This is a genomic window from Rhizobium sp. Leaf384, from assembly GCF_001424065.1.
In the GTDB taxonomy this organism is placed as follows: domain Bacteria; phylum Pseudomonadota; class Alphaproteobacteria; order Rhizobiales; family Rhizobiaceae; genus Ferranicluibacter.
Window position 1 is genome coordinate 1 of record NZ_LMQE01000010.1, and the last position, 26,804, is coordinate 26,804.

The 26,804-nt window shown below is 62.2% G+C and carries 20 protein-coding genes and 1 pseudogene; 13 read left to right on the forward strand and 8 right to left on the reverse strand.

From position 1 onward, the window contains the following. Positions 1-1,611 (forward strand): annotated as a pseudogene (locus tag ASG25_RS23025) (hypothetical protein); the annotation flags it as partial. 167 nt (positions 1,612-1,778) lie between these two features. Here the strand turns inward: ASG25_RS23025 and ASG25_RS20745 are convergent. Continuing rightward, positions 1,779-2,792 (reverse strand): zinc-binding alcohol dehydrogenase family protein, encoded by a 1,014-nt coding sequence (locus tag ASG25_RS20745; protein ID WP_062478946.1) that lies wholly within the window; start codon positions 2,790-2,792, stop codon positions 1,779-1,781. A gap of 121 nt (positions 2,793-2,913) precedes the next feature. Between ASG25_RS20745 and ASG25_RS20750 the strand changes: the two genes are divergently transcribed. The 9 genes from ASG25_RS20750 to ugpC all read left to right on the forward strand — a co-directional run bounded on the left by ASG25_RS20750 (position 2,914) and on the right by ugpC (position 12,765). Beyond that, positions 2,914-3,318, forward strand: a complete 405-nt coding sequence (locus tag ASG25_RS20750; RefSeq protein ID WP_062478949.1) for a helix-turn-helix domain-containing protein — start codon at positions 2,914-2,916, stop codon at positions 3,316-3,318. A 97-nt stretch (positions 3,319-3,415) separates the two neighbouring features. After that, complete coding sequence (locus tag ASG25_RS20755; protein WP_062478951.1) at positions 3,416-4,357, forward strand: MYG1 family protein; 942 nt, start codon at positions 3,416-3,418, stop codon at positions 4,355-4,357. 26 nt (positions 4,358-4,383) lie between these two features. After that, complete coding sequence (gene greA, locus ASG25_RS20760) at positions 4,384-4,866, forward strand: transcription elongation factor GreA (protein WP_062478954.1); 483 nt, start codon at positions 4,384-4,386, stop codon at positions 4,864-4,866. Positions 4,867-4,997: 131 nt separating this feature from the next. Further along, a complete protein-coding gene (locus ASG25_RS20765; protein ID WP_062478957.1) occupies positions 4,998-6,092 on the forward strand; it encodes a LacI family DNA-binding transcriptional regulator in 1,095 nt (364 codons plus the stop codon). 137 nt (positions 6,093-6,229) lie between these two features. Further along, on the forward strand, positions 6,230-7,498 hold the full coding sequence (locus ASG25_RS20770) for an extracellular solute-binding protein (RefSeq protein WP_062478960.1): 1,269 nt from the start codon (positions 6,230-6,232) through the stop codon (positions 7,496-7,498). A 156-nt stretch (positions 7,499-7,654) separates the two neighbouring features. After that, complete coding sequence (locus ASG25_RS20775; protein WP_062478962.1) at positions 7,655-8,566, forward strand: sugar ABC transporter permease; 912 nt, start codon at positions 7,655-7,657, stop codon at positions 8,564-8,566. Between the two features lie 32 nt (positions 8,567-8,598). Continuing rightward, a complete protein-coding gene (locus ASG25_RS20780; RefSeq protein WP_062479258.1) occupies positions 8,599-9,417 on the forward strand; it encodes a carbohydrate ABC transporter permease in 819 nt (272 codons plus the stop codon). A 10-nt stretch (positions 9,418-9,427) separates the two neighbouring features. Then, the gene (locus ASG25_RS20785) at positions 9,428-11,674 is read left to right on the forward strand and encodes a glycoside hydrolase family 2 TIM barrel-domain containing protein (protein ID WP_062479261.1); all 2,247 of its coding nucleotides are present in this window, start codon (positions 9,428-9,430) and stop codon (positions 11,672-11,674) included. Positions 11,675-11,682: 8 nt separating this feature from the next. Next, positions 11,683-12,765: a sn-glycerol-3-phosphate ABC transporter ATP-binding protein UgpC gene (gene ugpC / locus ASG25_RS20790; RefSeq protein ID WP_062478965.1), complete on the forward strand. Its 1,083-nt coding sequence runs from the start codon at positions 11,683-11,685 to the stop codon at positions 12,763-12,765. 294 nt (positions 12,766-13,059) lie between these two features. On the opposite strand, the gene ASG25_RS20795 is transcribed toward ugpC, so the two are convergent. From ASG25_RS20795 to ASG25_RS20820, 6 genes are all read right to left on the reverse strand, one after another. Beyond that, on the reverse strand, positions 13,060-14,430 hold the full coding sequence (locus ASG25_RS20795; RefSeq protein ID WP_062478968.1) for an alpha-glucosidase/alpha-galactosidase: 1,371 nt from the start codon (positions 14,428-14,430) through the stop codon (positions 13,060-13,062). Positions 14,431-14,446: 16 nt separating this feature from the next. Next, positions 14,447-16,117, reverse strand: a complete 1,671-nt coding sequence (locus ASG25_RS20800; RefSeq protein ID WP_062478971.1) for an ABC transporter ATP-binding protein — start codon at positions 16,115-16,117, stop codon at positions 14,447-14,449. A gap of 13 nt (positions 16,118-16,130) precedes the next feature. Next, entirely contained in the window at positions 16,131-17,288 is a 1,158-nt protein-coding gene (locus tag ASG25_RS20805; RefSeq protein ID WP_062478974.1) for an ABC transporter permease, read from the reverse strand. Continuing rightward, positions 17,285-18,298, reverse strand: coding sequence for an ABC transporter permease (locus ASG25_RS20810; RefSeq protein ID WP_062478978.1), 1,014 nt, complete (start codon positions 18,296-18,298; stop codon positions 17,285-17,287). Before ASG25_RS20810 ends, ASG25_RS20805 begins: the two co-directional genes overlap by 4 nt. 148 nt (positions 18,299-18,446) lie before the next feature. Further along, positions 18,447-20,534 carry an ABC transporter substrate-binding protein gene (locus ASG25_RS20815; RefSeq protein WP_062478981.1) on the reverse strand — a complete coding sequence of 696 codons (2,088 nt, stop codon included), beginning with the start codon at positions 20,532-20,534 and terminating at the stop codon, positions 18,447-18,449. 120 nt (positions 20,535-20,654) lie between these two features. Continuing rightward, a complete protein-coding gene (locus ASG25_RS20820; RefSeq protein WP_062478983.1) occupies positions 20,655-22,121 on the reverse strand; it encodes an alpha-glucosidase/alpha-galactosidase in 1,467 nt (488 codons plus the stop codon). A gap of 188 nt (positions 22,122-22,309) precedes the next feature. Between ASG25_RS20820 and ASG25_RS20825 the strand changes: the two genes are divergently transcribed. Beyond that, positions 22,310-23,224, forward strand: a complete 915-nt coding sequence (locus ASG25_RS20825; protein ID WP_062478986.1) for an AraC family transcriptional regulator — start codon at positions 22,310-22,312, stop codon at positions 23,222-23,224. Positions 23,225-23,443: 219 nt separating this feature from the next. Next, a complete protein-coding gene (locus tag ASG25_RS22380; RefSeq protein ID WP_082475727.1) occupies positions 23,444-23,587 on the forward strand; it encodes a DUF1127 domain-containing protein in 144 nt (47 codons plus the stop codon). A 108-nt stretch (positions 23,588-23,695) separates the two neighbouring features. On the opposite strand, the gene ASG25_RS20830 is transcribed toward ASG25_RS22380, so the two are convergent. Further along, positions 23,696-24,532 (reverse strand): LysR substrate-binding domain-containing protein, encoded by an 837-nt coding sequence (locus ASG25_RS20830; RefSeq protein WP_280136453.1) that lies wholly within the window; start codon positions 24,530-24,532, stop codon positions 23,696-23,698. Between the two features lie 834 nt (positions 24,533-25,366). On the opposite strand from ASG25_RS20830, the gene ASG25_RS20835 reads away from it, so the two are divergent. Then, positions 25,367-26,803 (forward strand): sodium:solute symporter, encoded by a 1,437-nt coding sequence (locus ASG25_RS20835; protein ID WP_244479478.1) that lies wholly within the window; start codon positions 25,367-25,369, stop codon positions 26,801-26,803. Position 26,804: the final 1 nt, after the last annotated feature.

Genomic DNA, 26,804 nt, shown 5'->3' on the forward strand with positions numbered 1-26,804 from the left:
CTCACCTCCGCACAGATCGGCGCCCTGACCACCGACGGCATCGCCTCCTTCTCCACCGATCAGGTGGCCGCTCTCAGCGCGGCCGGCGTCGCGGCCCTCTCGTCTGCCCAGGTCAGTGCCCTCAGCACCACCCAGCTCAACGCCTTCACCACAACCCAGCTGGCTGCCCTGTCCTCGGCCGCCGTCGCCGGCCTCGACACCGACGACGTCGCCACCATCTCGTCCGCCGAGATCTCCGCCATCAACGCCAAGACGCTGGCCGGCCTCTCCACCGCAACCTTTGCCGCCCTCACGTCCACCCAGCTCGGTGGCCTGACGACTGCACAGACCGGATCGCTCGGCACGGCCCAGGTCAAGGCGCTGACCACCGCGCAGATCGACGGCCTGACCACCGCTCAGGTCGGGGCTCTCAGCTCCGCCCAGATCGGTGCGCTGACCACGGATGGCCTGGCTTCCTTCAGCACCGACCAGGTCGCAGCCCTCAGCGCCGCTGCTGTCGCGGCCCTGTCGTCGGCCCAGCTTGGTGCCCTGTCGTCGACCCAGCTCGATGCCTTCAGCACCAAGCAGCTGGCGGCCCTGTCCACTGGCGCCGTCGCCGGCCTTTCCACCGAAGACATGGCGACCATCTCCTCGACCGAGATCTCGGCCCTCAGCGCCAAGACCCTCGCCAGCATCGCCACGGCCAACTTCGCGGCACTGACGTCCACCCAGCTTGGCGGACTGACGGCCACGCAGACCGGATCCCTCGGCACGGCCCAGATCAAGGCGCTCTCGACCGCGCAGATCGACGGCCTGACGACGGCCCAGGTCGGGGCGCTCACCTCGGCCCAGATCGGAGCCCTGACGACGGATGGCATCGCTTCGTTCTCCACCGACCAGGTGGCGGCACTGAGCACAGCGGCGATCGCTGCGCTCTCCTCCGCACAGGTCGGCGCCCTGTCCTCGACGCAGATCGACGCCTTCAGCACGGCTCAGCTGGCGGCACTCTCCAGCAACGGCATTGCCGGGCTCGAGACGGGAGACATGGTGACGATCAGCTCGACGGAGATCACGGCTCTGCGCGGCAGCTCCCTCGCGGGTCTCTCGACGGCGAACTTCGCAGCGCTGACGTCCACCCAGCTCGGCAGCCTGACGACCGGCCAGGCCGCGTCGCTCTCGACGGCCCAGATCAAGGTGCTTTCGACCGCACAGATCGACGGCCTGTCGACGGCCCAGATCGGTGCGCTCACCTCGGCGCAGGTCGGGGCGCTGTCTTCCGATAACCTCATCTCGCTCTCGACCGACCAGGTCGCGGCCCTGAGCACGGCAGCCGTTGCCGCCCTCTCGACCACACAGCTGGATGCGATGTCGTCGGACCAGATCGGCGCTCTCACGGCGACCCAGGTCGCAGCTCTCGGTTCGGCAGCCATTGCCGCACTGTCCTCGCAGGACCTCCTGACCTTCTCGACCGCCGACATCGCTGCCATCAGCGCCAAGGCAATCGCAGGGCTCTCGACGTCGGATATCACCAACCTGACCACCGCCCAGCAGGTCGCTTTCACGACCGCGCAGATCCAGGCGATGAACACCGACCAGACAAACGCGATCGTTCGCGCTTACCAGTCGATCTAAAACGGACACCGCCATCCCGGACAGCCCGGATGGCGGTGCAGACCAACGATCGTTTCGCCGGTTGACGCTTCCGCGTCCGCCGGCGAAACGCGTTCTGGGCCTTGGAGAGAGACCCCATGTGCTCCGCACAGCCGGCCGACCTCCGCGACCGGCCGCGGCGGTCGGGGTCAGAAACCTTCGAGCACGATCTTCCCGCGCGCCCTGCCGCTTTCAATGACGGCATGGGCTTTTCTGAGATTGCCAGCATTGATGGGACGGAGCACGTCGGTGACCGTCGTCCGCAGTTTGCCGGCATCGATCAGCGCGGCGACCTCGTTCAAAAGCTTGCCTTGTTGATCCATGTCGGCCGTCTCGAAGATCGAGCGGGTGAACATCAGCTCCCAGTGGATCGAAACCGCCTTGCGTTTGAAGCTGACGACATCGAGACGATCCGGGTCATCAATCAGGCCGAAACGGCCCTGCGGCGCGATCAGCTCGACGATCTCGCCGAGGTGGCGGTGCGTTTCAGTCGTCGAAAAGACGAAAGCTGGCGCGCCGAGCCCCAATGCGGATATCTGATCCGCCAGCGGTCGGGAATGATCCACAACATGGTGCGCGCCGAGTTCGCTGACCCAGGCTCGTGTCTCCGCGCGGGAGGCCGTGGCGATGACCGTGAGATCGGTGAGGGCACGGACAAGCTGAATGGCAATCGATCCGACGCCGCCGGCCCCGCCGATGATGAGAATTGCCGGCGCAGCGCCGGGCACAGGCTTGCGGACATCAAGGCGATCGAACAGCATCTCCCAGGCCGTGATGGCTGTCAGGGGCAGGGCCGCCGCCTCGGCGTTGGACATCGAGACGGGTTTCCGGCCGACCAGGCGTTCGTCCACGAGATGATACTCGCTGTTTGCGCCCGGCCGCAGCAGGGAGCCTGCATAGTAGACCGCATCGCCCGGCCTGAACGCGGTGACGGCAGAGCCGACCTCGGCCACGCGCCCGACGGCATCCCAGCCGAGGACCTTGGGGGAACCAGCCTCGGGCGCCACGGACCTGCGGATTTTCGTATCCACCGGATTGACCGAGATCGCATCGACGGCGACCAGAAGATCGCGCGGGCCGGGCGCGGGCCTCTGAAGATCGAGATCGACGAGCGCGTCGTCGCGCTCGATCGCGCCGGCCTCGGTATAGGCAACTGCTTTCATGTTGGAACTCCTCGTTGTCTCGCGACCAGCTCGCCCGGTTGCGTCCGACTGCATATGGGCATACATTCCCGAAATTGGCATAAGCACAATGGTAGCCCATAGTGTCGAAAAGGATACCGTGATGGCAAAAGCCCGGCACTCCCGGTTCGACTGCAGTCCTGGTTGTTCGGTCGAGGCAGCGATCGGGCTGATCGATGGCAAGTGGAAGTCGGTGATCCTTTTTCACCTTCTGTCCGGCACGCTGCGTTTCAACGAGATCCGCCGCGCGATCCCCGCCGTGACGCAGCGGATGTTGACCCATCAGCTGCGGGAACTGGAGGAGGACGGTCTGATCTCGCGCAAGGTCTACGCACAGGTTCCGCCAAAGGTGGAGTACAGTCTGTCGCCGCTCGGCCGGTCGATGGAGCCTGTGATGCTCGCGCTGAAACAATGGGGGGATGCACATCTCGGCCTTTACGGGAAGCCGAAACCGGCGACCGGCACAGACGCGCCGCCTCCAGGCATTGGCGAGAGTACCGTCGCGTGAGGACACATCATCCGAAACGGGTTGAGGTCAGGCGGCGGAGTGGCTATCTCATGACCGGCGCACAGGCGCACTTCTCCCCAAAAGCAAGGCAGCCGGAATGAACCCCACTTTTCTCGTGACGCACTCCGGTGGCTTCCATGCCGACGAGCTTCTATCGAGCGTCATCCTGACGCGACTGTTTCCCGACGCAAAGATCGTGCGCAGCCGTGCGCCGGACTGGATCGCAGCGGGTGCCGATCGCATCGTCTACGACGTGGGCGGCGCCTATGACGCAGAGACAGGCATCTTCGACCATCACCAGCGTGGTGCGCCACTGCGCGACGATGGCCAACCCTACAGTTCCTTCGGTCTGATCTGGCGCCATTTCGGGCGGGATTATCTTCGTGCCACCGGTCTTCCCGACGCGCACATCGAGGCCGTTCATACGTCATTCGACGGCAGTTTCGTCCTGCCGGTCGATCTGGTCGACAACGGTGCGCTGAGCCCTTCGACGGCGGGTGTTCTCGCCGGACTGACGCTTCCGGCACTGCTCGAAACGCTGAAGCCGGTCTTCGACGACGCGGATCCGGAGGGGGAAACGCAGAGTTTCCATCGCGCCCTCGCCATCGCGCGTCATTTCGTCGAGGCGGGTATCGGGAAGGCCGCAGCCAAGCTTCGGGCCGAAGCCCTGGTGATGAATGCGATCGCATCGGCGGGGCAGGGGCGCATTCTGGAACTTCCGTTCGGGATGCCATTCCGATCGGCGGTGGTGAAGGCCGGGGCCGATCATCTGCTTTTCGTCGTCCATCCGCGCGACAAGGACTGGTGCGTGACCGGGATCCGTCGGGCGGACGAGGGGTTCGACCTTCGCGCCGACCTTCCGGCAGCATGGGCAGGCCTGGTCAATGCCGAGCTCGAAGCGGCCAGCGGGGTCGCAGGTGCGAGTTTCTGCCACAAGGGCCGCTTCATCGCTGCGGCGCGCACGCGCGAAGCCGCCCTTGCTCTCGCCGATATCGCCGTTCTCGAAGCGCAAGCCGAACAGGCGCGCGCCGTCGCCTGAAGGCGGTCGCGTCGGAAAGAGAAGTCATGAGTGTCGCCTTTACCAAGGAAGAAAGCTTCGAGACGGCGTCGGAAACGCTGATTCCCGACCGGCCGATCTCCCCGCATCCCAATCTCGTCACACAGGCAGGGTTTGCGGCACTGGAGGCGGACCTGGAAGCGGCGCGGACGGCCTACGCGGCGGCAAACCTGATCGAGGACGTCAATGAAAAGCGTCGCCAGGCGGCCGCGCCGCTGCGCGACCTCCGATACCTGTCGGCGCGCATTCGATCGGCACAGATCATGCCCGAACCTGCTTCTGCAGACATCGTTGCGTTCGGCAGCACTATTACGTTTGTCCGCGATGACGGCCGCATTCAAACCTACCGGATCGTCGGGGAAGACGAGGCGGACCCGAAGGCCGGAACGATCTCCCACGTCTCGCCTGTCGCGGTCGCCCTGATGGGCAAACCATTGGGTGATGTCGTCTCGGTTGCAGGGCAGGAGCTGGAAATCGTCGGGCTCGGCTGATCGTGCAGGAGCCAACGAAAAAATGTCATCGTCGCCGGGTTGTATAGTAAATATTTACTGACAGCCCGTCGGCAATCGGGCAGGTTGCGTTTTTTCTGCACCCTCCTCTCCGTATCGAGCGTCAGCATCTCATGGTCACGATCAAGGAAATTGCGAAAGCCGTCGGCGTGTCCTCGGCGACCGTTTCGCGGGTCCTGAACTACGATCCCGCCCTTTCCATCTCCGCTGCCAAGCGGCAGGCCGTCATCGAGACGGCGGAAGCGCTGAATTACGCAACGCCCCGCAATCGCGCCCGCCAGAACGAGGCATTGCAGCAGGATGCGGTTCCCGACGGTTCCGGCCCGCAGGGAAGCACAGAGCCGACGCCTCTTCCGCGGCTCGCCATCGTGCATTTCCTGGAGCCGTCGGACGAGGTGGCCGATCCCTATTATGTTGGCGTGCGCCTCGGCATCGAGAACCGTTGTCGCGAGCTGAAAACGGATATCGTCAAGGTCTTCCATTCCGACAGCATGCCGGATCCGGCCCTGCTGGCGGATGTCGCCGGCGTCATCGTCATCGGCAAGCACTCGGACAACGAGATCGCCTGGCTGGATGAACACTGCCGCCACATCGTGTTCGCCGACTTCGTGCCGCCGTCCGACCGCTTCGATTGCGTCCATAGCGATCTCGTCGCGGCCACCCACAAGATCCTCGATACGCTCGACAATCTCCATTACGAGCGCATTGCGTTCATCGGAAGCTACGAACATCTGAACGGAGAAACACAGCGGTTCGGAGAGCGGCGCTGCAAGGCCTATATCGACTGGCAGAAGGGGAGGGGCACGTTCGATGCGGATCTGCTGGTGCTGGGGGAAAGTTGCGATTCCGGACAGAACCTGCGGCTGGAAACCGGTTACGAGCTTGCCCGCCAGCTCCTGTCGCGCCGGCCGCTCCCCGACATCATCGTAACCGCCAACGACAACATGGCGATCGGCACCTATCGCGCAGCGCGCGAGGCCGATCTGTCGATTCCCGATGATGTGGCGATCGTCTCCTTCAACGACATCCCCGTCGCCCAGTTCCTGACACCGCCGCTGTCGACCGTGAAGATCCACGGCGAGCACATTGGCGAGACCGCGGTGAACCTCCTGCTCGAGCGGCTGGGTGGGCGGACCTATGCGAAAATGGTGACGATCCCGACCGAGACCGTCTGGCGCGGAAGCTGCCGCACGCCAGAGGCTTCGTGATCGCAGGTGCAGCAGACGTTTTTGCACCGCGATAAATATTTACTAAATTTCGGTTGCCCTGGGACAAAGTTTAGGAAATACTCCCTCCCAAGACAGGTGGAGCTGTCTCAATAACGGGGACTTCAGGGAGGAAGACCATGCATTTCCAGCGTATTTCCAAGACCTTCGCCGCCGTCGCTCTGGCGGGCTCGAGCCTTTTTGCCACCACAGCAGCCTTCGCCGGCGAAATCACCGTGTGGTGCTGGGATCCCAATTTCAATGTGGCGATCATGAAGGAGGCCGGCGCGCGCTACACCGCGAAGCATCCGGAGACCACCTTCAATATCGTGGATTTCGCGAAGGCCGACGTCGAGCAGAAGCTGCAGACGGCGCTGACGTCCGGCACGACGGACGCGCTTCCCGATATCGTCCTGATCGAAGACTATGGCGCGCAGAAATATCTGCAGTCCTTCCCCGGCGCCTTCGCGCCGATGTCCGATACGGTCGATTACGCCGGCTTTGCGCCCTACAAGGTCAAGCTGATGACGGTCGAGGACAAGGTCTACGGGATGCCGTTCGACAGCGGCGTCACCGGCCTCTATTACCGCAAGGACTATCTGGAGCAGGCCGGCTTCAAGCCGTCGGATATGCAGGATATCACCTGGGATCGTTTCATCGAGATCGGCAAGGTCGTCGAGGAGAAGACGGGCAAGAAAATGCTCGGTCTCGACATCACCGATGCCGGGTTCACCCGCATCCTTATGCAGTCCGCCGGCCAGTGGTACTTCGACGCGGAAGGCAATCTGAGCATTGAGAACAACACCGCGTTGAAGGCGGCGCTCGAGACGCAGCAGAAGATCCTGAAGGCCAATATCTACAAGCCCGCCGCGGGCTGGACCGACTGGGTCGGCACCTTCACGTCCGGTGATGTCGCCACCGTGACGACCGGCGTCTGGATTACCGGCACGGTCAAGGCGCAGGCCGATCAGTCCGGCAAGTGGGGCGTGGCACCGCTGCCGAGCCTCGGCATCGAAGGCGCGACACACGCCTCCAACCTCGGCGGTTCCAGCTGGTACGTGATCGAGAGCTCGGCCGAAAAGAAGGAAGCGATCGACTTTCTCAACGAGATCTATGCCAAGGACGTGTCGTTCTATCAGGATATCCTGACGACGCGGGGCGCCGTTGGATCGCTGATGGCGGCGCGCACAGGCGACGCCTACATGCTCGCGGATCCCTTCTTCGGCGGCGAGAAGGTCTGGCAGAACTTTTCGGATTGGCTGTCCAAGGTCCCTGCGGTCAACTACGGCATCTTCACCAATGAGGTCGACACCGCCGTGACGGCGCACCTGCCGTCGCTCGCGCAGGGCGCAGACATTCCGACGGTGCTGAAGGAAATCCAGTCGCAGGCCGAAGGGCAGATCCAGTAAGCGGTTCCTCCCCACCGCGCTGCGGTGTCGCGCCTCCCTCCGGGCGCGGCACCCTTTTCCGCCGTGGCACGAAGCCCGGGCGGCGAGGGCCGACACGCGTGACAGCGTAAGCGGTCCCGTGCGTCATCATCATCTCAACAGGTTCCGGTCGAAACCATGGCTCACGCGAAAACAAGTGGCGCGCGATCAGGCGGGCTGAAGCGCTATTACGACGTCAACGGCTGGCTCTTCATCGCACCGGCCATCGGCCTTATCGGCCTGTTCCTCATCTATCCGATCTTCCGCTCGCTCTACCTGTCGTTCTTTTCCGGCAAGGGCATGATGATGAAGTTCGCGGGCTTCGGCAACGTTGCGCGGCTCAGCAACGATCCGGTCTTCCTCAAGGCGCTGACCAACACGACGATCTTCTTCGTGGTGCAGGTGCCGATCATGATCGTGCTCGCGCTCATGCTGGCCTCCCTTTTGAACACGGACCGCCTGAAGTTCGCAGGCGTGTTTCGGACCGCCATCTTCCTGCCCTGCGTTGCCTCGCTCGTTGCCTACTCGATCCTGTTCAAGAGCATGTTCTCGATCGACGGCGTGATCAATCAGGCCCTGCTGGCCGTCGGCCTCATCGGCTCGCCGATCGGCTGGCTGACGGAGCCGTTCTGGGCGAAGGTCCTCGTCATCCTCGCCATCACCTGGCGGTGGACCGGCTACAACATGATCTTCTATCTCGCAGCGCTGCAGAACATCGATCGGTCGATCTACGAGGCCGCCCGCATTGATGGCGTTCCGGCCTGGGCGCGTTTCGTGCACCTCACCATACCCATGCTGAAGCCGGTCATCCTGTTCACCACGATCATCTCGACGATCGGCACGATCCAGCTGTTCGATGAAGTCTACAACCTGACCGAAGGCAAGGGCGGACCGGCCGACGCGACGATCACGCTGTCGCTCTACATCTACAATCTCACCTTCCGCTACATGCCGAGCTTCGGCTACGCCGCCACGATCTCCTATGTGATCGTCGTCATGGTGGCGGTGCTGTCCTTCCTGCAGTTCTACGTCGCACGGGAGCGTTCATGACCGCCGTATCAGCCGACCACGCTGCCCCCGCCATGTCCCGGTCGAGCCGTTTCCTGCCGCGGGCCGCCACCTATGTCACCCTGTCCGTGGCGGCTTTCGTCTCCGTCTTTCCCTTTATCTGGATGGTGATTTCCTCGACAAACACGTCGATCGACATCATCAAGGGCAAGGCGACCTTCGGGAGCGCCTTCTCGAACAATGTCACGAATTTCTTCGCCCAGGTCGACGTGCCGCTGGTGTTCTGGAATTCGGCCAAGGTGGCGATCCTCGCAACGTTGCTGACGATCGCCGTATCCTCGCTGGCGGGTTACGGTTTCGAGATGTTCCGGTCGAAGATGCGCGACAGGATCTATTCGCTCGTGCTCCTGACCCTGATGGTCCCGTTCGCAGCCCTGATGATCCCGCTGTTCATGATGATGGGGAAGGCCGGGCTGATCAACACGCACCTGGCCATTCTCCTGCCGACGATCTCGTCCGCTTTCATCATCTTCTACTTTCGCCAGGCCACGAAGGCGTTTCCGACCGAGCTTCGGGACGCGGCAAAGGTGGACGGGCTCAAGGAGTGGCAGATCTTTCTCTACATCTACGTTCCCGTGATGCGATCCACCTATGCCGCCGCGTTCGTCATCGTCTTCATGATGAACTGGAACAACTACCTCTGGCCGCTCATCGTTCTGCAATCGAACGATACGAAGACGATCACCCTCGTGGTCTCGTCTCTGGCGTCGGCCTACTACCCCGATTTCGGCGTGGTCATGATCGGCACGATCCTTGCCACCCTGCCGACCCTTCTCGTCTTCTTCGTCATGCAGCGCCAGTTCGTGGCGGGCATGCTCGGTTCTGTGAAATAGGATGTCGATAATGCGCAGATATGAAAGCTTCAACGGCGACTGGATGTTCACCGAAGGTTTCGACCCGGCCAAGGCGGGCCAGATCCTTGTCGGCGAACGCATCCGCCTGCCGCACACCGCCGTGGAGCTGCCCTACAACTACTTCGACGAGACGTCCTATCAGAAGGCTTTCACCTATCAGAAGGTCATCGCGTGGGAGCCGGGCTTCGAGGGCCGGGAAGTCTCGCTCGTTTTCGACGGCGCCATGGCCGACAGCGAGGTTTTCCTCAACGGCGAGAAGGTCGCCTTCCACCGCGATGGCTACACGCCGTTCGAGGCCCGGCTGACCGCAGGGCTCAAGCCGGGCGACAACCTCGTGACGGTCAAGATCGACGGATCGGAAAATCCTGATATACCGCCCTTCGGCGGCATGATCGACTATCTCTGCTACGCCGGCATCTACCGCGATGTCTGGCTGAAGGTCGCAAGCCCCGTCTCCATCCGCAACATGAAGATCGAGACGCCTGAGGCGCTGTCGGCCAGCAGGGTCACGGTTCGGGTCGATCTTGCAAACCCGCAGGAGAAGCCGACCGCCGGCACGATCCGCGTTTCCATCGCCGACAAGGCCGGTGCGGTCGTCGGCAGGGGAACGGCCGACGTCGACGGCGACAGCACGACGATTGCAATCGACGGCCTGTCGGGTCTGTCCCTCTGGGACATCGACAATCCCGTGCTCTACACGCTCACGGCAGAACTCGAGACGGCCTCCGGCACCGACGCGCTGTCCGGCCGTTTCGGTTTTCGCACGGCGGAATTCACGCCGGAAGGCTTCCTTTTGAACGGCAAGCCGCTCAAGCTGCGGGGGCTCAACCGCCACCAGGCCTGGCCCTATTCCGGATACGCCATGGGGCGGCGCGCGCAGGAGAAAGATGCGGATATCCTCAAGTTCGACCTGCGCTGCAATATCGTGCGGACCTCGCATTACCCGCAGGCCAAAAGCTTCATCGACCGTTGCGACGACATCGGCCTTCTCGTGTTCGAGGAAATTCCGGGCTGGCAGCACATCGGCGGGGAGGCCTGGAAGAAGGAATCCGTGGAGAACGTCCGCCGCATGATCGAACGCGACTGGAACCATCCGTCGATCATCATCTGGGGCGTGCGCATCAACGAGAGCCAGGACGATCACGATTTCTATGCCGAGACCAACCGCCTCGCGCGTGAACTCGACACGACGCGCCAGACGGGCGGCGTCCGATTCATCACCAATTCCGAGCTGCTCGAAGACGTCTACACGATGAACGACTTCATTCTCGGCCAGGAAGAGATGCCCGGCAACAACCGCGGCCGCGTTGTCCTGCGCGATCGGATCGAGACGACGGGCATCACAAGGCCGATCCCCTACATGATCACCGAGTATAACGGCCACATGTACCCGACCAAGCGCTTCGACCAGGAGCAGCGACAGGCCGAGCACGTCACGCGCCACCTGCTGATCCTCGATGCCGTCGCCGGCCGCGAGGATATCTCGGGCTCCACCGGCTGGTGCATGTTCGACTACAACACCCACAAGGACTTCGGCTCCGGCGACCGCGTCTGCTACCACGGCGTGCTCGACACGTTCCGCGAACCGAAACTTGCGGCCTATGCCTATGCATCGCAGGGCGACCCGACCGGCGGCGTGGTCTTGCAGCCGGTGACGTACTGGGCGCGCGGAGAGCGCAATATCGGCGGTGTTCTCCCGCTGATCATTCTCACCAACTGCGACTATCTGGAGATCACGTTCGGCGACTTCGCACCGAAACGCGTCGAGCCGGATCGCGAAACCTATCCGCACCTTGCGCACCCGCCCGTCATTCTCGACATGCGCAATGTCACGCCCTCCGAATTCGGCACCTGGGGCCGCATCTGGCGCGACGGTGTCATCACCGGCTATGTCAACGGCAAGGCCGTCAAGACGGTCGTGCTGCCGGCCGATCCGCTTCCCACGACGCTGGAGATCGCACCGGACGACACGCAACTGCGCGCCGGAGAAAAGGATGCCGTTCGCGTCATCGTCCGCGTGCTCGATCAAGGCGGCAACATCCTGCCCTTCTTCGAAGAGCCGATCCGCTTTGCCGTGGATGGCCCCGGCCGCATCATCGGACCGTCTCTGCAGAGCTTCAAGGGTGGGGTGACGGGCTTCTGGATCGAGGCTGGCGATGTCGCCGGCACCATCACGCTGACGGCGGAATGCGGCCTGTTCGCAGCCCAGTCCGTCACCTTTACCGTCAGCGCATAGGAGCTGGTATGGCCGACGTCATTCTCAAGGATATCCGCAAGACCTTCGGCGTGCTCGACGTCATCAAGGGCGTCGATCTCGACATCAAATCCGGGGAGTTCGTCGTCTTTGTCGGCCCGTCCGGATGCGGCAAATCCACCCTGCTGCGCATGATTGCCGGGCTGGAGGACATTTCGTCGGGCGTGCTAGAAATCGGCGAGCAGGTGATGAACGATGTCGATCCCTCCAAGCGCGGGATCGCCATGGTGTTCCAGTCCTATGCGCTCTATCCGCATATGACGGTGCGCGAGAACATGGGATTTGCGTTGCGCTTCGCCGGTCAGGACAAGGCCGAGATCGCGCGCCGCGTGGATGCGGCGGCGAAGATCCTCGAGCTCGGGCCGCTGATGGACCGCAAGCCCAAGGCACTCTCCGGCGGGCAACGCCAGCGCGTCGCCATCGGCCGCGCCATCGTGCGCGAACCGGATGTCTTCCTCTTCGACGAACCCCTGTCGAACCTCGATGCGGAGCTTCGGGTGCACATGCGGGTGGAAATCGCCCGCCTGCACAAGGAACTGAACGCGACCATCATCTATGTGACGCACGATCAGGTGGAAGCCATGACGCTGGCCGACAAGATCGTCGTCCTCCGGGCGGGCATCGTGGAGCAGGTCGGCGCGCCGCTCGATCTCTATGACGACCCCGCCAATCTCTTCGTCGCCGGCTTCATCGGCTCGCCGCGCATGAACGTCTTTGCCGGCCGGGTCCTCGGGGCCAGCGGAGCCGCCGCTCTCGTTTCGCTCGATGGCTTCGCCGACAAGGAAATAGCCGTGCCGCTGCAGGGGCAGGTGCCGCCTGCGGGCACGCCGATCCGTCTGGGTATCCGGCCGGAACACTTCACCGATGCGGGGGAGGACAGCCTGTCGATCACCATCGACATGTTCGAGCATCTGGGCGGCGAGACCTTCGCCTATGGTCGTTCGACGTCGGGCGAAACCATCGTCGTGACCACGCGCAACGGTCGCAGCCTCTCCACCGGCCACGTGCTGAAGGCGGGCTTCGACCCGACGCGGGCCCTGCTTTTTGCAGAAAACGGCAAGCGTATCCGCTAAGGCATGTCGCCCGAAAGTGCACAGCGGTTTCGGGAAACGACATGCGTCAAAACAAGACCTTGAAGGGCGTTGCGTGAATCGTTTTTCCAGTAACGCGCTTTAGGCTCCACAAGGTTCGAACGAAGACGCGCCGGGCCCTTGCGGGTTCCGGCGCGTCTTGCTTTGGAGGACCGGCGCGTTGTCGAAGGGGTCACTCGAACGACGGACCGGATGGCGTGGCGCCATCCGGTCCGTCGGCGCGGCGACGGCGATCGCCGTCTCGACCCGGGAGGGGAGGTCGCGCGCTCCGCGACGTCAGGCGGCGCGGACCTTCTTTTCGATGCGGGCCCACTGCGGAATCCATTCGTCATGGGCAATCAGCAGATCGTCCACCAGAGACCAGATCTGGTCAAGGTCGAGTTCCGCGGCCGTATGCGGATCCATCATGGCAGCGTGATAGAGATGCTCGCGGTTCTCCGTCATCAGCGCCTGAACGGTCAGTTCCTGGACATTGATGTTGGTGCGCATCAGCGCGGTCAACTGCGGCGGCAGGGCGCCGACGAATGTCGGCTGGATGCCGTTCTCGTCCACGAGGCAGGGCACCTCGGCCGCACAATTGTCCGGCAGCGAGGTGATGCAGCCATTGTTGCGCTGGTTGCCGTAGATCACCGACGGTTCACCGGTCCAGACGGAGTTGACGATCGAGGACGCGTATTCCTTGGACTTCTTCACCTCGATCTTGTCCGCCGACATATAGGCGGCTGCCTGCCCCTTCCAGCGCTCGATCTGTTCGACGCACCGCTTGGGATATTCGTCGAGCGGGATGCCGAACTTCTCGATCAGGTCCTCGCGGCCCTCCTTGATGAAGTACGGTGTATATTCGGCGAAGTGCTCCGAGCTTTCCGTGACGAAATAGCCCAGTCGCGTCAGCATCTCGTAGCGAACCTTGTTCGGGCAGCGCGGATTCCAGGTCGCCTTCGGGGCGTGGCCTTCGCGATAGCCGCGCAAGAGGTCCGGGTAGAGATCCTTGTACGAACCATCGGGCTGGCGGTGCTCGAACTTGAGGTAGAAGGCCATGTGATTGATGCCGGCAGACTTGTAGCGGATCTCCTCGTAAGGGATGTCCAGATCCTCGGCGAGTTCCATGGCAGTGCCCTGCACCGAATGGCAGAGGCCGACCTGCCGGATCTTCGGGTACTTCTCAGCAATCGCCCAGGTGTTGATGGCCATCGGATTGACGTACTGCAGCAGGATCGCCTCGGGGCAGACCTGCATCATGTCCTCGCAGATCGACCAGAGGTGGGGAACGGTGCGCAGGCCGCGCATGATTCCGCCGACGCCGAGCGTGTCTGCGATGGTCTGGCGAAGGCCGTATTTCTTCGGCACTTCGAAATCGGTCACCGTGCAGGGCTCGAAGCCGCCAATCTGGAAGGCGACCACGACGAAGTTGGCGCCGTCGAGCGCACGCTTCTGGCTGGAATGCATCTCGATGGTGGCCTTCGCGCCAAGCGACGAGACCAGCTTGCGAACGATGACCTCGCTTTCCTGAAGGCGTTCGGCATTGATATCCATCAGCGCGATCTTTGCCCCCGACAGGGCCGGACGCTGAAGGATGTCGCCGATGATGTTCTTCATGAACGTGGTCGATCCCGCGCCGATGAAGGTGATCTTGGGTTGTCTGGTCATGGGGGCCTCTTTCTGCTCAGGCTGCAACATTGAAGGCGGCTCGCACGAGCCGCTCGGTGTATTCGGTCTTGGGGTTGGACAGGACGTCGGCGACCGGGCCTTCCTCGACGATCTTTCCGCGCTGCATCACCGCCACACGGTGGCAGAGCGCGCGGACGACCTTCAGGTCATGCGAGATGAACAGATAGGAAAGACCGCGCTCTTCCTGCAGCTTGCGCAGCAAGTCGATTATCTGGGCCTGCACGGAGAGATCGAGGGCCGAGGTCGGCTCGTCGAGAAGAATGAATTCCGGTTCCAGCGCAATGGCACGGGCAATGGCAATGCGCTGGCGCTGGCCGCCGGAGAACTCGTGCGGGAAGCGCCCGAGAATGTTGCCCGGCATGCCCGCGCTTGCCAGCGCCGCATAGATCCGTCCCAGACGCTCGTCGCGCGTTGCGCCGAGCCGGTTGACGATGAGGCCCTCCTCGATGATCTGCCCGACGGACATGCGCGGGTTGAGCGAGGAGAAGGGGTCCTGGAAGACGATCTGCATGCGGGCACGCAGCGGCCGCATCTCGCTGCGGCCGTAGGACTGGATCGCTTCGCCATGGAACGTGATCTCGCCGCTCTCGGCATTCAGGAGCCGGATGAGCGCCTGGCCGAAGGTCGTCTTGCCCGAGCCGCTTTCCCCGACGATGCCAAGCGTCTCGCCACGTTTCAGCGAGAGGCTGAGATTGTTGACCGCAAGGAGTTCGCTGAACTGCGGCTTGAAGAACCCGCCGGATTTCAGGGTGAAGGCAACGCGGACGTTACGGCCTTCCAGGATGACGGGCGCCGTCTGCGCGATGGGCGCGACCGTGCCTTTCGGCTCGGATCCGAGAAGCTTGGCGGTATAAGGGTGGCGCGGATCGGCGAAGAGCGCTTCGGTCGAGTTGTGCTCACGGACTTCGCCCGAACTCATGACGTAGACATAGTCGGAGAACTGCCTGACGACGGTGAGGTCATGGGTTATGAGGATCACCGCCATGTTCATCTCGCGCTGAAGCGAGCGGATGAGATTAAGAATCTGCGCCTGCACGGTCACGTCGAGTGCTGTCGTCGGTTCGTCGGCGATCAGCACATCAGGCTTGTTGGAGAGCGCCATGGCAATCATGACGCGCTGGCGCTGGCCACCCGACAGCTGGTGCGGATACTGGTTGAGCCGCGCCTCGGGCTCGGGAATCTGGACATGGCGCAAAAGCTCAAGTGCTTCCGCCATGGCGGCCTTCCGGCTCATCCTACGGTGCACGAGGATGGCTTCGGCAATCTGCGCACCGATCGTATAGACAGGATTGAGCGAACTCATCGGCTCCTGAAAGATCATCGAGATCCGGTCGCCGCGCAATTTCCGCCGGCGATTTTCGGAGAACTTCAGAACGTCCTCGCCCTTGTAGGCGATGGTCGAGCGCGGGCTCGTCACGGCGCGCTTGGAGAGCAAGCCCATGATGGTGCGGGCGGTGACGGACTTGCCGGACCCGCTCTCCCCGACGATGGCGATCGTCTCGCCGCGGTAGAGCTGGAAGGACACGTCCTTCACGGCGCTGACCATGCCGTGCTCCACCTTGAAATCGACCGCGACATTGCGGGCGTCGATGATCGGCGCGTCCGCGTGCGCCGCGCGATCCAGACGCTCGGCAGGCGCCGTGACGGTGATATCCGATGTCGTCATGGTCACGCTCCTCTCAATAGGGATCTATGGCGTCGCGCAGGCCGTCGCCGAGTGCATTGAAGGCGAAGACCGTGATCAGGACGATGCCGACGGGCGACAGGATCCAGGGGTAGGATCCGATGACGGAGTAGTTCGAGGTGTCCTGCAGCATCAGCCCCCAGGAGATCAGCGGCGGCTTCACCGCGAAACCGAGAAAGCCCAGGAACGATTCCAGCAGAACCACGCTCGGGATGGCGAGCGTCACCGCGACGATGACGTGGCTCATGACGTTCGGGAATATGTGCTGGAGGATGATGCGTCGATCGCTCGCCCCGACGGCGATGGCGGCCCGGACATAATCGATCCGGGCGAGCGCCAGCGTCTTACCGCGCACCTCGCGCGACATCTGCGCCCAGCCGAGCGCCGACATGACAGCGACCACAAAGACGATGAACACATGCGTCGGCGCGGTGACCGGGATGAGGGATGTGAGCGCGAGGTAAAGCGGAAGCTGCGGGAAGGCCAGAACGAGCTCCACGAAGCGCTGCGTCCAGGCATCGAACCGACCCCCGAAATAGCCCGAGACCATGCCGACCGTCGTGCCCACCACGGTGACGATGAAGACGACCGTCAGGGCGATGGAAAGCGAGATCCGCGCGCCGTAGAGCATGCGGGACAGAACATCCCGGCCGAACTTGTCCGTGCCGAGAAAATGAATCGGCGAACCGTCCTGCGTCCCCACGAGATGACGATCGAGCGGAATGATGCCGAGAAGCTTGTAGGGAGCGCCCTTTACGAAGAGACCGATGATCTGCGGATTGTCGTAGTCGGGACCGATGATCGGCTGGAACGTGACGGGGTCGAGCGCATCCGTCTCGCGCACAGGATAGGCACGCGGCGGGAAGACGAAATTTCCGTCCCTGTCGGTGAAGCTCGGCAACTGCGGCGGAGAGAACCCGATATTGGTCGCCTTGGGATCCACCGGAGCCAGGAAGTCCGCGAAAACAGCGGAAAACAGCAGAAGGCAGACGAGGTAGAGGCCGAGCATGCCCGTCCAGGATTTCTTTAGTCGCCGCCACACGAGCGACATGTAGCTTTCGTTGCGATGCACGTCGGCAGGCCGCGCCTCGACGGCGTGGTGCTCGGCCTCGGCGGTCGCAACCGGCAGGGTCGCCTGGGTTTCGAAGCTCATGCTGTGGCTCCTCCCATCTGGCGAACGCGCGGATCAAGGGCAGCCAGCAGCAAGTCGGCGATGATGTTGCCGACGATCAACGTGGCCGAGAGGACGAGCATGAAGGTCGCGGTGACGTAGACGTCGCCCACCGCCATCGACCCCACGATCGCAGGACCGACGGTCGGAAGCGCGAAGATGATGGCCGTCTCGATCTCGCCGGTCAACATGTAGGGGAGAACGACACCCTGATACATGACCAGCGGATGCAGCGCGTTCGGCACGGCGTGCCGCAGGATGACCTTGCGCTCCGAAAGACCCTTGGCCCGCGCGGTCTCGACATATTGCGCGTTCAGCGTATCGAGCAGATTGCCGCGCATGACGCGCATGTTGTAGGCGAGGCCGCCGAACGTCGCGATGGCGATGACTGGCCAGACGTGTTTCAGAAGATCGACGAATTTGTCGAACGACCATGGCGCGCCACCGTATCGAGCCGACTGGAACGAGCCGATCTCGCTGACATTGAAGTGAAACACCATGATGTAGACGATGATCAGCGCCATGAGAAAGCGCGGTACGGTCATGCCAAGAAAGGAAATCCCGGAAAGCAGCGTATCCACCCAGGTGTATTGCCGCGTGGCCGCGAGGATGCCGAAGGTGATTCCGATCACGGAAGCGAGGATGTGGCAGACGAGTGCCAACGCCAGCGTGCGGGGCAGGCGTTCGCCGACCACATCGGACACCGGCTTGTTGTAGAACAGGCTGTGGCCGAAATCGCCGCGGGTGACGATGCCTGTGATCCAGTTCACATATTGAAGGGGCAAGGGCTTATCGAGCCCGTTCGCGATCTTGTACGCCTGTGCCTGGGCGTCGGCTTCCTCGAACGAGGCGCCTCCCTGGTTGATCGCCTGCGAGCGAATGTAATCGCTGTAATCGCCGGGCGGAGCCTGGATGATGGCAAAGGTGACGACGCTCAGTACGAAGAGCACCGGCAGCGCGGAGGCGATCCGCACAAGCAAAAACCTGAGCATGTCGTATCCTTAAGGAGAACCGACGCCGGACGCGACGCTGCCATGCGCCCTGGCGACCATGTTTTGTCTGCCGCCGGAGGTCCGGCGGCGGCGATCTCGAAAGGCAGGCCGGCAATCCTGCGACAGACCGGCCTGGCGCTGGACCGGCTCAGTTGATCGGGCCGGCTTCCCCGGGCTTGCCGGGCAATTGCTGCTTGAACAGCTCGTAATCGCCCTGCTTGTCGGCCGCGACGAAGACGCGTTCGCGCAGGATCGTATCCTCGGCCCAGTTGAACATGAAGATCGGCGCACCTGGGGGGATGTTGGAGAACCGCTTGTTGATGATCAGCGCGCCGGGATATTCGGTCAGACCCACCGTATCGACGTTCTCGGTTGCAATCTTCTGATACTGTTTCATCAGATCCGTCCGCTCGGCGTTGTCCTGCGACGCGATGAACCTGTTGACGATCGACACCATGTCTTTCTCGTAAGGCAGGAGATCAACCGTGCCGTCGGTGCCGGCGCGGTGGTTCCAGCTCGTGCGCGGGCCGGTCGGGGCGAGCTGTGTGGTGTTCTGGACGACGGTCGTCAATTCCGGATCGTTGCGGCGGATCGTCCAGTCGAACTGGCCGGCGTAATGGGCATTGTCCTTCTTGACGCCGTCGAGCGAGTTGAGCGTGACCTTGAGGCCGAGCTGCTCCATCTGGCCGATGATTCCCTCGGCAAGGTTCTTGTCCGTTCCATAGTCGGCGTTGGACAGAAGCACGATCTGCACGTCCTGCCCTCCGTCCGTACCGGCCGGGAAGTTGACGAACCCGTTGCCGTCGGTGTCTTTCAAGCCGACCTTTTCGAGGAGGGCCTTGGCGCCTTCCAGGTCGAACGGATAATAGACGGTCGACTGGCGGTCGTAGAAGCTGGTGCCGGACGAGAGCCCGCCCGGATAGATGGCGGTGAACGGACCCTTGACCAGTGAGTCGCCGATCTTCTTGCGATCGACCGCCATGGTGATCGCCTTGCGGAAATCGGCATTCCGGTTCAAGGCGCGAACGGCCTTGCCGCGCTCGTCCGGGTCACCCCATCCATTGCCGGAGAGGTTCATGCGGAGATTGTAGCCGATCAGGCGCGCGCCGAAGGCGAGGCGGGCAGGGGCGGTTTCCTGCGCGGCGCGCTTGAGGCTCTCGACGAAGTTTTCCGGCTGCTCGAGGTTCGAGAAATCGCCGGAGCCGGCAATGGCCTGGACGTCGCGGTCGGCCCAGGTCGAGAGCTTGTAGTGCAGTTCGTTGACATAGGGCAGCTGGTGCCCCGCTTCGTCGACCTTCCAGTAGTAGGGATTGCGGCGCAGCACGATCATGTCGTCCGGCCGATAGGACACGGGCACCCATGCACCCATCACCGGAATGTTCATGTAGTCGGCGGGAAAGCCGTTCTTGTACTGCTCGTAGGTAAAATCCTTGTTGTACTTCGGATGCTTGGTTTTCAGGATATGTGCCGGGCCGGGGCAGAAGGTGCCATAGGCCATGGCGAAAAGATGCTGGCGCGGGAACGCGTCCTTGAAGGTCCATTCGACCGTATAGGCATCGACCGCCCTCAACGTCGTGCCTTCGCCGAACGTTTCGGGCGAAGCGCCGTTGAGGGGCGTGACATTGGGATCGACGACATTGTCGTTCCAGTAGAACATGACGTCATCGGACGTGAACTCGACACCGTCGGACCACTTGGCGCCTTCCACCAGATGCATGGTGAGCTTGTGACCATCCTGCGACCACTCCCAGCTCCGTGCGAGGTTCGGAAGCGGCTCGACATCGGTCGCCTCGACCTGAAACAGCGGTGCCGTGCGCGTCAGGCACTCCGACATGGCGATGTCGATACCGCCCCAACCCTGGGTCTGACCGGCCGAGTAGTTCCAGCCTTCCGGCCGGCCGCCGATCACGTGGCGAAGCGTGTCGCCGTAAACACCGACCCCGTCCGGCATGTTGCCGGTCTTGTAGACGAGAGGCTCTTTCGGCAGACGCTGTTCCACGGGCGGCAGCTTGCCGGTCGCCACGAATTTTTCCGTCACCCAGTCCGGTTCGCTGTATTTCGGAAGCGCCTTGAACTCGAGAATGGAGTCGCGCGGCACATAGGTGATCTTGCCTTGCCCCGGAAAAGGCTGCGCTTCGGGTACGACCGTCGGCTCGGAGGCCGAGGCGGTCATTGCAAAGGCGGATACGCCGAGCATCAACCCGGCGACGGCTCTCAAATGGCGGTTCGTTGTCATGGTCGTGTCTCTCCCTCAAACTTTGCCGGCCCGGATTCTCCGGCTGCGGCACTTCCTCCGGAACGAGCCGGTCCGCTTCTCCTCCAGACGCGGGCCGGCCGGCGATATGGGCTTCTCTGCCTAGCCTGCGGCCTTGAGCTCCGCCTTTTCGGCCCTGAGCTCCTCGATGGAGCGAACCTCGCGGCGCGCGACGCCCTTCCAGTCACGGGTCTTGACCGTGGCGTGCTTCAGCCGCTCGCGGGCTGCCGGAATGGCATCAGCATATTGCGGCAGCCACTCCGCCTGGGCGACGACCATCTCGTCGACCATCTGCCAGACCTCGTCCGGGGTGCAGATCGCACCGACCAGCGGATCATGCAGCACGGCAAGCTTCAAAAGATCGATGTCGCCGGAGATCGCCGCGTGCACGGACATGCGTTGGACGTTGATGGAGGCGATACAGGTCGCCGCGCAGGCTTCCGGCAGCGTGATGCCCGCCACCATGTTGACGCCGAAGCGATCGACGAAACCGGGCGACTCGATGATGGCGTCGGCCGGGAGATTGGTGATGACCCCATTGTTCTTCACGTTGAAGTGGCCACGATAGACGCGCCCTGTTTCCAGCGCCTCCAGGATATGGCTGGCATGCTCATTGGAGCGCTTCGCGGGATCCAGTGGCTTGCCCGCACTTTCCAGGAACTGCGGGAACTCGGTTTCGAACCAGTTGCGCGTTTCCGTCGAGTAGCGGAGATAACCTCCGGTCTCCCCGTGGATCCAGTCCGACATGTCGATCCAGCGGGTAATTTCCTCCGGCCGCTTGCGGTACCAGGGCAGATACTCCGAGAGGTGTCCATTGCTCTCGGTCGAGTAGACGCCGAAACGCTTGAGCACATCGATGCGCAGCTTTTCCTGCTGCGAGAAGACGGGGTGCGCCTCGAAAGCGGCAACCAGTTCGTCCTTGCCGATCTTTCGGCCCTTGAGGCGAACATCCGTGAACCAGGTCTGATGGTTGATGCCCGAGCACACGAAGTCGAGTTCGCCGTCCTTGGCTCCGAGGATCTCGGCGATCTGCTCGCCGCCATGCTGAACGCCGTGGCAGAGGCCGATCGTCTCGACCTTGCCATATTCGATCGCCGCCCAGGTGTTCATGGCCATCGGATTGGCGTAGTTCAGAAATTTCGCGCCGGGCTCGGCAAGCTCGCGGATGTCCTTGCAGAAATCGAGGATGACCGGAATGTTGCGCTGGCCGTAAAGAATGCCGCCGGCGCAGATCGTGTCGCCGACGCACTGGTCGACGCCATACTTCAAGGGGATGCGGATATCATCGGCATAGGCACCAAGCCCGCCGACGCGGACGCAGCTGATGACGTAGCGCGCGCCCTCGATGGCCTTCCGCCGATCGGTCGTCGCCGTCACTTTGGTTCCGAGGCCGTTGGCCTCGACGATTCGGTCGAGGATCGTCTTGATCATCGAAAGGTTCTGTTCGCTGAGATCGGTCAAGGCGACCTCGATCTCCGCGAATTCCGGTACGGACAGAATGTCCGTGAAAAGCTTCTTGGTGAAGCCGACGCTGCCTGCGCCGATGATGGCGATCTTGAAGCTGCTCATGGCCGCTGGTGTCCTCCGCATAGGGCTTATCGTCTAGCCGGGTAAAATCGCGCGGTGCAATCGACGCGCAAAGCCTCCCCGGCTCCCCGCTCGAATGCTACCCACCGCTTTCCATACGCCCGGTATTGCTCCCTGAAGCCGCATTATGCGTATAATGCAGAAGTGAGATAGAGAGGGATTGTGCTTTTATGGGTAATTCTATGCTGCAGAGACTGATGGCGAGTGGGCCTTGTATGAAGACGGTTTCCCTGCCGCGCGGCCGGCATCGGCTGCACACGATGCCGACGAGCACCGGTTACGAAATTCGGGAAAAACCGAACTACGACTGGAACGGGCGCAAGCGGGGGCAGACGCCGTTCACGGTTCTCCAGCACACGATCGCCGGGGTCGGCAACCTGCGTTACGACGGGCGCACCTACCGTGTGCTGCCGGGCGAAACTCTTCTGGTGACGGTGCCGCACAATCACCGCTACTGGCTGGAGCCCGGCGAGCGATGGGAGTTTTTCTGGATTTCCATGAACGGCGAGGAGGCGATGCGTCTTCACCAGGCCATCCTTTCGGCGAACGGCCCGGTCCTAACGCTTCAGCCGGATACGATCGAGCACCTTGCCGATTGCAGCTACAGGCTCATCCATGGCGGGGGCGACATGCCGGGGCGCGCCTCCGCCATTGCCTATGAGGCCGCAATGGCGCTGTACGATGACGTCTTCGGCGCCCACCCTGTCTTCGGGCAGGAATACCGAACCATGCAGCACGTGCTGACCCATATCGCCGACAATCTGGAAAAGCCGCTGCCTGTCGAGGATCTCGCGCGCGTTTCGGGTCTGAGCCGTGCGCATTTTTCCCGTGTGTTCAGTGCGACCGAAGGCATGCCGCCAGCGGAATTCGTGCTGCGCAAGCGGCTGCAGCGCGCCGCCAAACTCCTGACCCAGGCGGCCAATCTCTCGGTCAAGGAAATTTCGCTGATGTCGGGTTTCGACGAGCCCAACTATTTCGCCAAGGTCTTCCGCCGGCACTTTGGTGCAAGCCCGACGGAGTTTCGAACGACCGGGATGTATGCGAGCGTGGGCGAGCCACGCCGTTTGGCGAAAGAAGCGATCTGAGCCGTCGGATCGGCTTGGCAAGGCATAAACTTGTTAAAGAAGTCCTACGTTCGCACCCCGTCGGTTGCCAAAACCGGCTGAGGCATGCGGGGTCTGCATATGTCACCTGAGGCAATTGCGCTGGTCGCTGCTGCCGTGCACGCGTATAAAAGTCCCAACGCAGCGAAGAGACGAAACAGGGGTTTCGCCGACGCTGCAGACCTCGGAAAGGGGATTATCATGAACGTAGCACGCTCTTTCAACAACTGGCGCAAGTATCGTCAGACCGTAACCGAACTCGGCCGCATGTCCACGCGCGAACTCAACGACCTCGGCATCTCCCGCTCCGAGATCACCAGCGTCGCCCGCGCCGCTATCCGCTAAGATCGACGTCCGGCTCTTCGACGACGTCAACAGACGACCCGCTGCACGCCCGCGAACCTCGCGGGCGTTTTGCGTTTCAGGCAACACCCGCGACACGGCCCGGCCGTTTCATTGGTGATGCGGCGCGATCCGGGCGATAATCAGGTTCGACAGGGCCTCCATTAACGCCGCGTCTGCACCGCGTCGGCGCACGAGCACGAATTCCACATCGGCCAGCGGCGGCAACCGGTCGGCGGAGACTTCGCGCAGACCCGTCGGCGCCATGCTGCGCGGCTGGACCAGAAAACCCATGCCGGCCCGCGCCGCCGCCGTCAGCCCGCTCAGACTGCCGCAGGTGCAGACGATCCGCCACGGTCGGTGCACCGCATCGAGCGACTCCTGCGCGATGCGGCGGGTGATCGAGGGGGGAGGGAAGGCGATCAGGGGCAGCGCCTCGCCGCGCGCCATGAGAAGATCGGGATCAAGAGCGAGCCAGACCAGCGGCTCCCGATAGAGCAATTGCCCGTGCGTTTCGCCGATATGCCGTTTGGCAAGCACGAGGTCGAGATCGCCCGCATCCTGCATCTGGTTGAGAACGGCGCTGAGGGCCACCGTCATTTCGAGGTCGACCAAGGGGTAGAGCCGAATGAAGTCGGCAAGGATCGTTGTCAGGCGACTGGCCACGACGTCCTCCGACACGCCGAGACGCAGCCGACCACGCAGTCGGTTTTCGCCGAAGAGCGCGACCACCTTGCCATTTAGATCGAGCATGCCGCGGGCATGGCCAAGCAAGGCCTCGCCCTCTGCCGTCAGCCGCACCTGATGCGTATCGCGAAACACCAGTTGCCGACCGAGCGCTTTTTCCAGCCGCTGGATGTGTTGTGTCACGGTCGACTGGCCAAGGCCGAGACGCGTTGCGGCCTCCGTGAAACTGCCGGTGTGTTCCAGCATGACGAAACTGGCGATGCTCCTTGCCCAATGATATGCGTCCTAACGGCAAGAATCGCTAGTTTTCACCCCATTCTTGCGTCGAGATTGCCCTCAGAAACGCGTCCAAGCAGTGTTGGTACTCTCGAAGACTTTGAGCGCTAGGTACCATTGCTAAACATTTTCGCTGCCGTCTGCAGCTAGGGGTGGCTCAAGAAATCTAGACAGCAGGGATGATTAGAGTATCTGCCTGACTTCTGCTTAGATGCCGAGAACATGAGATAACGTAAGGGAAGCACCCGAGCACCCAGGCCGTTGATCTCGTACGCACCAAAAAGATCCTTCGGAGAATATCGGCGTATATCGCGCGTAGAATAATCTAGCGGCTAGTTCGATTCTACTCGAGGCGCCGGATGGAACTGCCTGTTTGGGGGATATAACTCCTGCACGCGTTGCGACCGGTGGCTCATATCCATTCAAGGCGAAGGTGTCGGTTTGGATTGCGTAAAAGTCTGGGCTTATCGGCGCGCCCGTGTACGTCGCCGATCGCAAAAGTATGTTCAGTCATCCGGTAAAGCCTCGGTTTCCTCCGCACCTTGCCGCTCAGCGTTTAGGAAACCGTTCAAAGATCGTGACCTCGGCTGACGATCACCAGTGACATGGTTTCCCCAGCCATCTCCGCGGCGGATGGTTTTTGCTGGAATCACGGTAAATATGGGATGAACACGTTGGCCATTGTCAGGAGTAAGCTGAACTCTGCCTTCAATTGTCGATAAAAATGATATTTTTTATCTGCATACAGGGGGTACACTGATGGACAAGTCGATATTCACTACCAACGCCGCGCTTACGCCGGCTTTGGGCTACTCGACAATGATCGGGTTAGGCCTATTCTCTTTAGCGCTCGCTTATATCGTGCGCCTCTATCTGGTGCGTAACACACACGATTTTATCATCGCTGACAGGAGGATCGGCTTCGGCTTCGGAGTGGGATCTGTCATTGCCGTATGGACATGGGCCATGGCGGTTATGATGAGTTCGGCGATGACCTATCAGTGGGGTCTGTCCGGACTGTTCTGGTTCGTCGTCCCGAACGGCATCGCCGTCATGGCAATGGTCCCGTTCGCTCGCATTCTCAGACGCAATATGCCCGAGGGCTACACCATATCGGAGTTCATCGCGCTCCGGTTCCAGCAATCCAAGGTCGCCACCGGCATCGTTACCGTCACGATGGTGTTCGGCATCATTCTCGAGATTCTGATCAACCTCAAGGGCACATCCGTTGTCGTATCGACCGTGTTCTCGATCGACTGGCGCGTGGCGACCATCGTCGGCATCGTCTGCGTTCTAGCCTATTCCTACTTCGGCGGTCTCTGGACCAGCGTCATGACAGGGACGCTGAACACCCTCATGATCACAGTGCCTGCCGCGATCGTGGTCGTTGCCGTCTACGATAGAATCCCAGGCGGAGCCGAAGCGGTATTCTCCGCCGTCGGAGCGGCCGACCAGAGGAACCTGTCGGTCCTTCGTCCGGACGCCGCGGCGGGTTTCGGGATTACGCTGGCCTTCGGTCTGCTCGCGGCCACAGTCGCGGATCAGACCTTCTGGCAGAAGGTCTGGGCGATCAAGAGTCGTGACGTGTCGCGGACCTTCCTATGGGCCGGAGCGCTATTCTATCCGATCCCGATCTGCCTCGGGATGCTCGGTCTCGTGGGGATCGGCTACGGGCTCGTTCCATCAGACTTCGGTGGCGACATCGCCGCGGTTGGGCCTTACATCGTGTCCCACATAGGCCTGCCTCTGACCCTCATACTGCTCTACGTGCTGGTGATCCTCGCAGCCTGCTACTCGACGATCGACGGCGCGAGTGCCGCGCTTTCATCGATCGTGGCGGTCGACATCGTCAAACGGTATTTCCCGGGTACTTCCGAGAGCAAGCTGTTCGTCATCACGAAGCTTTCCGTTCTCGCCGGGGGTGTCATCGCTACGGTCATCGTGTTGGCGGGCATCGACTTCACGACGCTCGTCCTGACTACCTACGCGCTGAAAACGTCGGTTCTTTTGCCGCTGGTCTTCGCGATCCTCTGGCCGCGAACCAACACGATCGGCTTCGTCGGTGGCATCGTCCTGGCGATATTGATCGGCATGCCGATTTACCAGTTCGTGGGAGAACTTTCCGGAACCCTCGCGATCGTGGCCATCAGCGGGCTCACCGTCATCGTTGCCGGACTTCTCAAGCCACAGGCATTCGACATCGCGTCACTCAAGGACGCGAACGGCGCAACCTCGGCCCCGACGGCCGGCGAGTGAT